This window comes from Desulfosarcina cetonica JCM 12296, assembly GCF_001311845.1.
GTDB lineage: Bacteria > Desulfobacterota > Desulfobacteria > Desulfobacterales > Desulfosarcinaceae > Desulfosarcina > Desulfosarcina cetonica.
The window spans coordinates 1-9712 of the sequence record NZ_BBCC01000216.1; the positions used below are offsets into that span (position 1 = coordinate 1).

10 protein-coding genes and 1 pseudogene are annotated in these 9712 nt (G+C 58.4%); all 11 read right to left on the reverse strand.

Annotated elements, in window-relative coordinates:
• Nucleotides 1-768 (reverse strand): type VI secretion system protein TssA (gene tssA, locus JCM12296_RS29250; RefSeq protein ID WP_054700405.1); only part of this gene is annotated, 768 nt, incomplete at its 3' end.
• 19 nt (nucleotides 769-787) lie between these two features.
• Nucleotides 788-1585, reverse strand: coding sequence for a type VI secretion system accessory protein TagJ (locus JCM12296_RS29255; RefSeq protein WP_054700406.1), 798 nt, complete (start codon nucleotides 1583-1585; stop codon nucleotides 788-790).
• Between the two features lie 88 nt (nucleotides 1586-1673).
• A complete protein-coding gene (locus JCM12296_RS29260; protein WP_083456634.1) occupies nucleotides 1674-2114 on the reverse strand; it encodes a hypothetical protein in 441 nt (146 codons plus the stop codon).
• The gene (tagF, locus tag JCM12296_RS37250) at nucleotides 2075-2497 is read right to left on the reverse strand and encodes a type VI secretion system-associated protein TagF (RefSeq protein WP_083456635.1); all 423 of its coding nucleotides are present in this window, start codon (nucleotides 2495-2497) and stop codon (nucleotides 2075-2077) included. The genes JCM12296_RS29260 and tagF overlap by 40 nt, the downstream gene beginning before the upstream one ends.
• On the reverse strand, nucleotides 2482-3630 hold the full coding sequence (locus JCM12296_RS40430; protein WP_054700411.1) for a hypothetical protein: 1149 nt from the start codon (nucleotides 3628-3630) through the stop codon (nucleotides 2482-2484). The genes tagF and JCM12296_RS40430 overlap by 16 nt, the downstream gene beginning before the upstream one ends.
• Nucleotides 3593-5986, reverse strand: a complete 2394-nt coding sequence (locus tag JCM12296_RS29270; RefSeq protein WP_054700413.1) for a type VI secretion protein IcmF/TssM N-terminal domain-containing protein — start codon at nucleotides 5984-5986, stop codon at nucleotides 3593-3595. The genes JCM12296_RS40430 and JCM12296_RS29270 overlap by 38 nt, the downstream gene beginning before the upstream one ends.
• Nucleotides 5987-6664: a DotU family type IV/VI secretion system protein gene (locus JCM12296_RS29275; protein WP_054700415.1), complete on the reverse strand. Its 678-nt coding sequence runs from the start codon at nucleotides 6662-6664 to the stop codon at nucleotides 5987-5989.
• A 2-nt stretch (nucleotides 6665-6666) separates the two neighbouring features.
• The gene (gene tssK / locus JCM12296_RS29280) at nucleotides 6667-8052 is read right to left on the reverse strand and encodes a type VI secretion system baseplate subunit TssK (RefSeq protein WP_054700417.1); all 1386 of its coding nucleotides are present in this window, start codon (nucleotides 8050-8052) and stop codon (nucleotides 6667-6669) included.
• A gap of 4 nt (nucleotides 8053-8056) precedes the next feature.
• Nucleotides 8057-8608, reverse strand: a complete 552-nt coding sequence (gene tssJ, locus JCM12296_RS29285; protein ID WP_054700419.1) for a type VI secretion system lipoprotein TssJ — start codon at nucleotides 8606-8608, stop codon at nucleotides 8057-8059.
• A 1-nt stretch (nucleotide 8609) separates the two neighbouring features.
• Entirely contained in the window at nucleotides 8610-9347 is a 738-nt protein-coding gene (locus JCM12296_RS29290; protein WP_054700421.1) for a type VI secretion system-associated FHA domain protein, read from the reverse strand.
• A 9-nt stretch (nucleotides 9348-9356) separates the two neighbouring features.
• Nucleotides 9357-9712, reverse strand: a pseudogene (locus tag JCM12296_RS39125) (hypothetical protein); the annotation flags it as partial.

Genomic DNA, 9712 nt, shown 5'->3' on the forward strand with positions numbered 1-9712 from the left:
CGCCGGCAGGGGCTCGGGATCCGGATCCAGCTCTTTTTTTTGTTTCAAGTTTTTGGCGATAAACCGCTGGCAATCCTCGATGGCCTGACGGAAATCACTGGTCCGCGGGGCTTCGCGGCCAAATTTCTCGTCCAACAGCTGGTCAAATCGGCTAAAGGTATCGCCGCAAGCATCGATCTGCTGGTTTAATGTCTCGTAGAACAGCTTCGACGAACGATTCACCGCCGTGTCAAAGGCCTCGATGCCGAGCTTGCCTTCGGCAATGGCCGCCGCGTCGGTGCCCACATCCGTGGCTTCTTGCCAGTTAAGCCATGAATATCCGCCACCGGCGACCTTGGGATCGGTCAGCGGCACCTGCTTCACGGCCACCCAGAGTTTGTCGTTCATGAACTCCAGCGGGCCGATACGGTAATCCAGATCATCGTCCTCGATTTCGGGATAAAGACTTTCCCAAAAGGTCTCCAGAAACCCGCAGAGCACCTTGAGCCCCATGTCCAGTCCGGCAAAACCGTTTAATTTGATCAAAGCTTCGAGCAACCATACGGCAATCTGGAGGTCCTTGGTTTTCTCGCTCAAGGCCTCCACGCAAAGCTGCTTGACCGCCGGCCAGTCCGCGGTTTTGACGTCTCGTTCCCATTCGCCGCGGTCAAGGTCGTCCTCTTCCCGGCGGGCCTCCTGAATGGCATCGTAAACCGGGGTGTAGCGCAGGCTCTCACCCGATGGCGACTCACCGGCGATGGGACTCAACAGGGCATCCAGGTCGATCAAGGCTTTCTTCCTTTCCCAATCAAGCGTCTTTAAGGGTAAACACCGCTTCCTTAATCTCAAAAATCGCGCGATCCGTTCCGCCGACATCGTAAACGTGCTGTCCCATCCCCCTGGCGAAGGCGCCGCCCAGCGGCTGCCATTCGGTCAGTCGCCCCAGACGGATGCGATCATCGCTGCTCTCGAAGGAACGGGGGTAGCATACCGGCAAAAAACAACCCATGGTAAGCCCCTCCCAGGTGGTGATGCGCCCCTTGGCCCAAATCAGGTCCATCAGGGTTTTGGGCGGCGATACCACCAGTTCGCGAATACTGGCGATGGGGACCCACAGGTAGCGTTCGTATTCGATCGCCTCGATGACATACGTGAGGGTGGCGTCCGTTTCTCTGAAGCCTGTGAAAGGCGTTCCGTTGAGGGTTCCCCGAGGCTGTGGCAGGCCGGCGTCGATGCGCTGGAAAATGGCGGCTGCAGCCTCGCCATCCTTTGCCTGAAGCCGTTCCAGGGCTTCAAAAAAGTCATCCGCGTAATCGGGAATCTCGGGGAAAAAGGTCGGGCGCTGGTCCATGCGCGCCACCGCCAGGCGTTCCTTTTCGGCCAGAATCAGGTTCCGGTAGACCGTCTCCCCCATTTCCGAGCCCGTCTTTTGGGAGGCGGCGATATCAAGCTGCCGCAAGGCTTTATCCCATTCCCCGCCAAGCAGCATCACCTGAAACAAAAGCGATCGAGCGACACTGTCCGTCGGCTTCTTTTTCACCCGATCAACGAGCATTTGCCTGGCCTCGTTGATCCGTCCATCCAGGATAAGTGCTTTGGCATTCATTGGGGGGTCCTTTTTCTCTATTTCTACAACCGATTGCTGCCAAACAGCTTATATCGCCACAATCGAAAAAACAATGAGATGAATCTTCTCACGCGACCGGATAAATTATACTTATAGCACGTTCCCGGAAGGCTGGACAGCCTTCTGGCGCGCTAATTGACCTGCAGGGTCCACAGCTCGGTAAAGTCGTCGGCCACCAGTGGACGCGTGTAGAAAACCAGAAATGACTGATCCGGCTGCCCCCCATGAAAACCGTGCTCGGCGGATCGGCGAGACAGGGTTTCAGCCCCTGATGCCATGCCCCGGCCATTTGCATGGGATCGATCCCGCAGGTGCCGTCCAGTGGGATGATCAGCTTCTTTTCTTCAGCCAGCATCTTCGCCTTCACCTGCATCTCGGAAAGGATCAACTTGTGAACCGGCATGCAAGCACCCATGGAATCAACCGCAGCCATGTTGAGCAGATTCTTCCATTCCGGCTTCGGTGCCATCATCCGGCCCAGGTCATCGGCCAGTTGATGGATCTCCAAGGCTCTCCGGGCGGCCGCATATTCCAGCCGATCCCACATGGGTGCCAGCAGAAGGGGCAAAAGGTGCCACTCTTCCTCCCAGCCCCTGAGGTTCCCTCGCCGAGCAGCACCAACGGATACGGTCGACCGATACCGTCCGCGCTGCTCCTGCCCAACCCGCCCACCATGGATCCTTTTTTCAGTCCGCGTGACCAGAAGCGCCATGAGCAGACCCGGTGGCGACGATCGTTTTCGTCCATCCGCCCGAAGCCCGCTTCCACCCACCGCGAAAAAGCATGCGCCAGGGGCGTGGCAACCTGGATCTGGAAATAATCCTTGGTCGCGGGATGCTTGCCGAAAGCCGCCCATGACCACCGTTGACGGCCGATCAATCGCCCCAGCATGACACGATGACCCGCGGAATGCGACCGGGAGAGGCCCTCAATAACCCGATCACCGATTGTTGGCCACTGAACTGATACCGCGGAATGATGGTCCGGATTCCCATGCGCTTCAAGTCGGCCTCCGCTTCAGGGAAATCACTGGGTCGGAAGGTATGCTGGCCGGACGGAAAATCCTTGAGAAACTTTGGGAACCCCATTTCGCCGGAGTAGACCCGAGTCAGTACCAAGTTTCCGATTTCAATGGTAAACACCACGTCACCACAGTCTCGCGGAGACCAGTTGAAAGTCTTCTTTACCGGAAAGTGCAGATTGACCAGCTTGTTCTGCACGTTGCCGCATTGCACCTCCAGGGTGGTTCCATGGGGTTTGATGGTGGCGTCGTTGTTGGCATCGGTGGGATAGGCGCGGATGGTCACGTTGAACGCCGATGCCACCGGCTTGGCCGCGCTGGCGCCACGCGTCAGAAAGGTTAGGAACGCGTTGTTGAAAGCGATGGCGCGGTTGTCGACCCTCTTGGCATAATAGCCTTTCCTGCGGCTTCTGTCGATAAACGGGCTGGCCGGTCCCTTGAGAAACTTGAGCGCCACCCCGTCGCTGCCCATGGTCAGATCGTTCAGGTTGGCACCCTGGGGAACGCCCTGGACTTCCAGGTAAACGTCTTTTTCCCAGATGCTCTGCAGCTGGCATTGGGCCTCGCGGACCGCATATTCATGATAGAACCGGATCGGTGCATTGACAAGATCCCAGAAAAGTGGGGCCGACGTTTTCTCCCGGCCGAGGAAGGTTTGCAACTCCTTGCGTGCGCTGCGGGCCTTGAAAAAAGGCGAAGCCCCTTCAGCCGGGTCCTCGCTGTAAAGCTCGGAGGCCAGTTTGAAGGCGATCTTGCGGGAATCGGTCATGACGGCCAATTCGCCCAGGGCCGTTCGGTACTGGCTGAAGGCGCGAGCCGCGGATTGGCGATCTTCAAAGTGGAAGCCGGCGTCACGATCGGCATCCTTACCGGCGCTGGACGCGTTGCCATGGATCGTGTCGCTCACCTTTTCGCTGGCCTTCTGGAGAAAATTGGTCGCGGCGGCTGTCTTGCCGCCCTTGCTGTCAATGCCGGCCTGCAACCGCGCCAGCTTGAGCCGCAAGGCCAGCTCGGCCCAGTCCGGCAGGTTGTCGCCGGATTTGACGGCCGCCAGCTCGGTGGCCAGGGTATCGAAGAGGGCGAGGTAGGGGCCATTTTCCAGCGGCAGCAGAGCTCCGGCTTGCTGCCACTTTTCGCGCGACTTCAGCCGCCGGGGAACGGCTGGGAATCTTCGACAAAGACGCTCCAGCATTGATCTTCGCCTGGGGGTACCACTGCATGAACGCCTGTTTCTGAGAACCGATGGAAAGCGGCTCGGACAACGCCTTTTCCATTTCTCCCAAGTAGGTGTCGATGGCCGTCTTGCCCTTGTTCGTAAAGGCCGGCGCAACGAACGCCCCGTCATCATCGTTCACCAGACCACGCCAGTAATCGCTCATGTGCACGCCGGGAACCTCGCCGCTGACGTTCACCCATGCCGCAACCCAGTTGAGATTGACACCATTCAAGGTGAGAATGTGTTTGAGCCGGGCCTGCTGGTCTTTCAGTTCATCATTGAGCACGGACTCTGGACGTTGCCAGGCCAGGTAGTACCGGTAGAGTTCGGAAAGCTTGGCCGAAATGTCGTCAAGGGTTGGGGCCCCGACCAGGGGCGACGTATAGGGAATCGGCGGAAGTTTCCTCAGGGTGTCGAGACCGTCCCCGTCCATGCTCGCGCGCAGCAGGTTGATCCGGCGAACCAGATGCATGGCATGTTGGCCCAGGACATCGGCCGGCGTCTCGGCGCTGAAAGCGGTGATGCGCGCCGCCATGCGCTGATCGAAGGGTTTGAGAAAATCGGTTTTGAAGATGTTGCAGTAATGCTGCTTGAGCGATGCTTCCACGCGGCTGCTCTCGGGAAGTCCCAGGCGGGGAATCCACCAATTGGTATTCTTTTTCTCGATGCGGTTGACCGCCTGCCGAAAACGATCCAGGGTCAGTACATCGGTGGTCAACTCGCCCTGAAAGACCGGTGGCTGGGCGAACTGGTTGGAGATATCCCGCAGGGCCTTCAGGTTGTTGACAAACGAAAAACTCAAGAGACCGCACATGGCAATCACCACCGCTACCCAGGCGGTCAGCCCCAGGCTCTTGGTCAGCCGGCTCCATTCCAGGGTCCGCTGGGTGGGCGCAAAAAGGCCACGGTCGGCAGGTAGGATACGGGAGAAGAAATCGTGCAGAAAAAGCCCGCGGTTGGTGCCGGGAAGAACATCCTGGGCGCCGATCAGTCCCATGGCGCTCAGGAAATGAGAATACGGGGTTCCCTCCTGACGTCCGCTGGAGAAATAGAGGCCCCGCAGGGTCGGTGTTTCCTGGTAGGGATTTTCCTGAAACGCGCCACGCATGAAAGCGCTGAGTCCCGGCTCGAGTTTCTGGAACTCCTCCGGAAACATCAACAGGGATGGATCGCCACCGCCGCCCTGGACGCTGGCCTGATTGAGGATCAACAGGCGCAGTTCCTTGAGCCGTTCGGCCATGCTCTCCATGGTCTGCTCACCAAAAGCCAGGTTGTCGGCGACAACGGGATGATTCAATCGTCCCATGGCCTGCTGCAGGGTCGCCGCATCCAAGCGGTCACAGAATTTCACCGATCCCTGAATCAGGTCGCATTTGGTGACCATCACGTAAACCGGGAACTTGGCCCCCAGAACGCGCATCAATTCATTGATGCGTTGGCGGATACTTTTGGCGTCACCCTCCAGCTTCGTGCGGTTGTTCTCCATCAGCTGATCCGCGGGAACCGTTACCACCAGGCCGTTTAGGGGTTCGCGTTTCCTGAATTTTACCAGCAGCGAAAGAAATTGCTGCCATTCATCGCTGTCACGTTCCTGATCCACCGGAACGGCGTAGCGACCGGCCGTATCGAGAACAATCGCCTGCTCGAAAAACCACCAGTCACAATTTCGGGTACCGGAGATCCCCGAGGTCCGGTTGACCTCGGCAAACGGCGATGAGAGATCGGCCCCCTTGATGGCGGTCGTTTTGCCACTGCCACTCTCGCCGATCATCATATACCAGGGCAGCACATACAGCGGGTTGCCGAATTTTTTCAGATGGGACTTGCGCAGCGCCTCAATGGATGTCTTCCAGCGCTCTTGCAATTCCCGTGAACGGGTCTGCTCATTGGCGGAAAGGCTCTGGATGCGCGACTCGTCCTGGGCGATGATCTGCTGAACAAAGTTCTGCTCGTTACGACGGGCCAGGAGTTTGCGCACGAAGACGATACCCAGCAGCACACCGATCAGGCCCAGGACAAAAAAGCCGCCCACCCACAACGGCCAACCGATCCACAGCACCAGGCCGAAGATCAGCAGCAGCACCAGGGCGATGAGCAGCAGCAGAAGGAAGATCTTGAGTATTTTGATGATCAGCGATTTCATTTATTGCCCCATACGAATAAGGGATTGTGCGATATTTCCAAGAATGAAACGGTACACCAGGAACAAGCCCCCATAAAGCAGCACCGGGGCGGTGATGCAACACAGGGTAAACAGAGAGAATCGCCGCATCCTGGGACCGGTGGCCGGCAGTTGGACGCCTTCCGGGGCGTAGGCATGCGGAAACAGCGTGGTGCGTTTGAGATCCGGCAATCCCATGGAGCTTCCGGTGAGCAGTTTCAGGTTGGAGAGTTTCAACTGGTCCAACAAATAGTCGTCCCCGGTGTTGCAATACTGGCCGGTAAAGCCCATGGCCAGGCACAGATAGTAGACCTCACGCACGTCCAATTGATGGGCGCCGATGGTATTGAGCCGTTCAAAGAAAATCTTGCCGGCATCCGCGGTATTGTAGTAGCGCCGCTGCAAGGGCTCCCGCAGCCATTGATTTTTGCCGGCCCAATCGGCGAACAGAATCGTCTCGTCGATCCAGGCGAACACGGCGAAACGGGCCATATCGTAATCCGCGGGGGCAATATTCTCCTGTTGGGAGCGGGTTTCGCTCTCGGTGATCAGACGCCGGATGTCCGCATCCACCTGCTCGAAGGATGCCCGTCCTCCGGCCTGCCGGGTGACCATGGCCGTATAGGCCATCAATTCAATGAAACAATCGGAAAGACGCATGACTAACTTCTCCCAACGGCCATCAGTTCGGCCTTCAAGTCCTCGGGCGCGGCATCCCAGTACAGGGCCAGGTTGTTGGTGTGCTGGACCTGGGCCCAGGCGTCACCGTGGTGATCGATCTGAAAATACAGGGTGTTGGCCCGTCGCGGAAGTTCCTGCGGCGGCACTTGCAGATAGGTCAGGCGAACGCCCGGCAGGGCACGGGCAATCAAAATGGGCAAATACTCACGAGAGCTGAATTTGGCAATCTTTTCGACCGAACTGAGCACTTGTTGGGGGTCGGTTTCCGTATCCAGGGCCAGGTAAAAGCGATTACGCCCCTCGAAAATCGCCGGCGGCAGCTCGGTGGCGAAATAGGTTCCGTCGAAGAGCAACTGCAGCATATACTCAGGACCGGCGGTAATCTCATCCAGAAGCTGGGTAATCAGGGTCTGGGCGGCGGAGAAACAAGGCCAGAGCGCCTCGTGACGATAGGGGGGAATCAACGCCGTGCCATCGTCGAGCATGCCGGCAACGGAGACCCGTTCGGAAAAAGTGGTCATCTCGCCAATCAGTTGACGAAGCACCCCATAGGCGCTCCAGGGATGGACCTGCCTGGCCTCGGTCAGGTGAATCAGCCGGGCGATGTAACGGTTCAGGCTACGCAGGGCCAGCAAAAAGACCATGTCGCGGCTGCCGAATTCGGCTGAATGAATTCCCCGATCGCGTTTATAGGCTTCCAGCTGGCGGCCACGCGCGGCGATCTGATCGCGAACCTCCTTGACCAGCTGTTCCAGGGCCGGAACCGCCCCCAGGTCCAGACAGGGCGGGATGTACTGCGGACTCAGCACCACCGCATCCCCCTGGCGCTCCAGGCGGGTCAGCGGAATCAGCTCATAGTCGCCCAGTTGGTCCTTTTCGGATTCCCAGAAGAAGTTCAGCACGATCATCAAATGACGAATTTGGGCGCTGGGTCCATTGCCGTGAAGGTCCTTGGTCTCGTCGGCTTCCTCGGTGGTCACGAAACGGGTCTTGACGGACTTGATATCGTTCATGTCCGCCACAACCGTGACATTCTCTCCCACGGGGCTGAACTTCTTCACGCCAATATAGACCATGAAGGGCTTACCGCCATCCTCCCAGGCGCTCTCGAACGAACGCGACTGAATCACGGCGTTGTCCGGCAGCACGGCGTAGGTCATGTCCGGGAAAAGAAATTCACCACGGGTCAGACCGATGGAGCGGTTTCCCAGCGCCGCCGACTTGACCGCCATGCTGGCCACCCCCCAGAAGTGGGGTGTCAGCTTGTGATGCAAGGGCTCAAACAGGGAACGCGTGAAACGGTCCTGCAGTTGAAAGTGTTGGGGCTGCAAAAAGAGCCCTTGGTGCCAGTAAAGGGGCTTCTCCATGGATCTACTCCCCTTTTTCCGGTACCGTGGCGGACATGCTGACGATCTGCTGAGGTCCCATCACCAGGTCGATATCCATCTTCGCCGGCTTGCGGGTACGCGTCTTTTTGAAAAACCCCTTTTCCTCGACGACCTCGGGGATTTCCACCATTTTTGCGATGCGCGATTTCTCCAATACCGAATACCCGGCGACCACGGCGACCCAGCGGGCGCCCTCGGCGCGATCCAGGCGCATCTGGATGGTTTGGTCCGGCTGGAGAAACACCCGTTTGGAGGCGACGGCCCCGTCACCGAACAAGTTGCACGCGAGTAATTTATAAATGCCGTCCTGATCACCGGCCAGTTGATTGAAGGTGTTCGGATCGGAAAGCTGGTAGGTGCAGAGTAAGAGGGTGTGCGCATCCCCATCTTCAAAGTTGAGTTTCGGGTCCGCCTGGACACGCATCAAAATGGCATCCCGCGCAAAGCTCCATTGGGGCGGCGGCAGTTGCTTGGCCGCACAGGCAGCCATCAAGAACAGCGTTCCAACAGCCCATAAGGGCAGTAATCGTTTCACATCAGCCTCCTTGTTTGGCGAAGTGGGTCTGGCAGTTCTTCTCGAACTCCCGTAAAAAATCCTCAATAAAACGGCCCGATTGGAACCATTTTTGAATCTGCTGGTAGCGATGCTCGTAAATATCAAACATCTCCGCTTTTTTCAGCGCTCCGAACCTCAGTCCCTTGCCCGCCTCTGCAGCGATCTGCTGCGGATCCAGGACGCTGAGAACCTGCTCGACCTTGGCCACGGCGGCATCCTTGAAAGCCTGTTGCGACGTGAGGAAGGCGCTGCTGATCTGCCCCAGGTAAGTTTCCAGGGATTCGCCCTGCCCTTCCCCGGCGAGACGGTAGCCGATCACCTGCCGGATGGTCTGTTCCGGCGAGCCCTCACCGGTAAAGGTCATGTTGATGACACTGATCAGCTGATTGAGTATATTGAAAATCGTATTGAGCGACTCGGCCAGTTTCTCCAGGAGTTCATTGGATGAGAGATCGGCTGGAGACACCTTGCGGCCCAGCAGCAAGGAGCAAACCCCCGTAAGCACGTCATCGTCGGCCGGATCACCGGCGGGGGCGGCTGTTGGGGGTGGCAGGCGATCGATCAGCCGCTTCAGCGCCTGGACGCGCGATGACCGGTCGAGGCCCGCCATCTGCCGCTCCAGACAGGCCTCCACATCGTCGATCGCGACGTTTTCGTCGCCTTTCGGCAGTTGGGCCAATGCATCGGCAATACGCTCGATAAGAACGGCCTCTACCATGAATCGCCCCTATTCCTTTCTCACATGGGATCGAATAATGACCGTCTGCTCCAAAACGGTATCGTCATCCTCCGGTTCTTCTGAAGTGAATTTCTCGGAGAACGGTTTCGGTCCCGGTGTCGTTGCCGTCCCGGTCGGCTGGCCGGCCGGCGGCGGTGTGGGTCCAGATCCTGTGGCGGTCGACCGCAAATCGGGTGAACGCGGCGTCTCGATGAGCGTCTCGGCCAGGTCATCATCGGCCGAACCCATGCTCGGCGAAGCGGGCGGCGGTGGTGGTGGTGGTGGCGGTGGAGAAGAAGCAGACGCCACCCCCTTTGGCGCAGCCCCCTTGGGGGAAATCACCAGGGTGGCCTCCAGCTCATCCG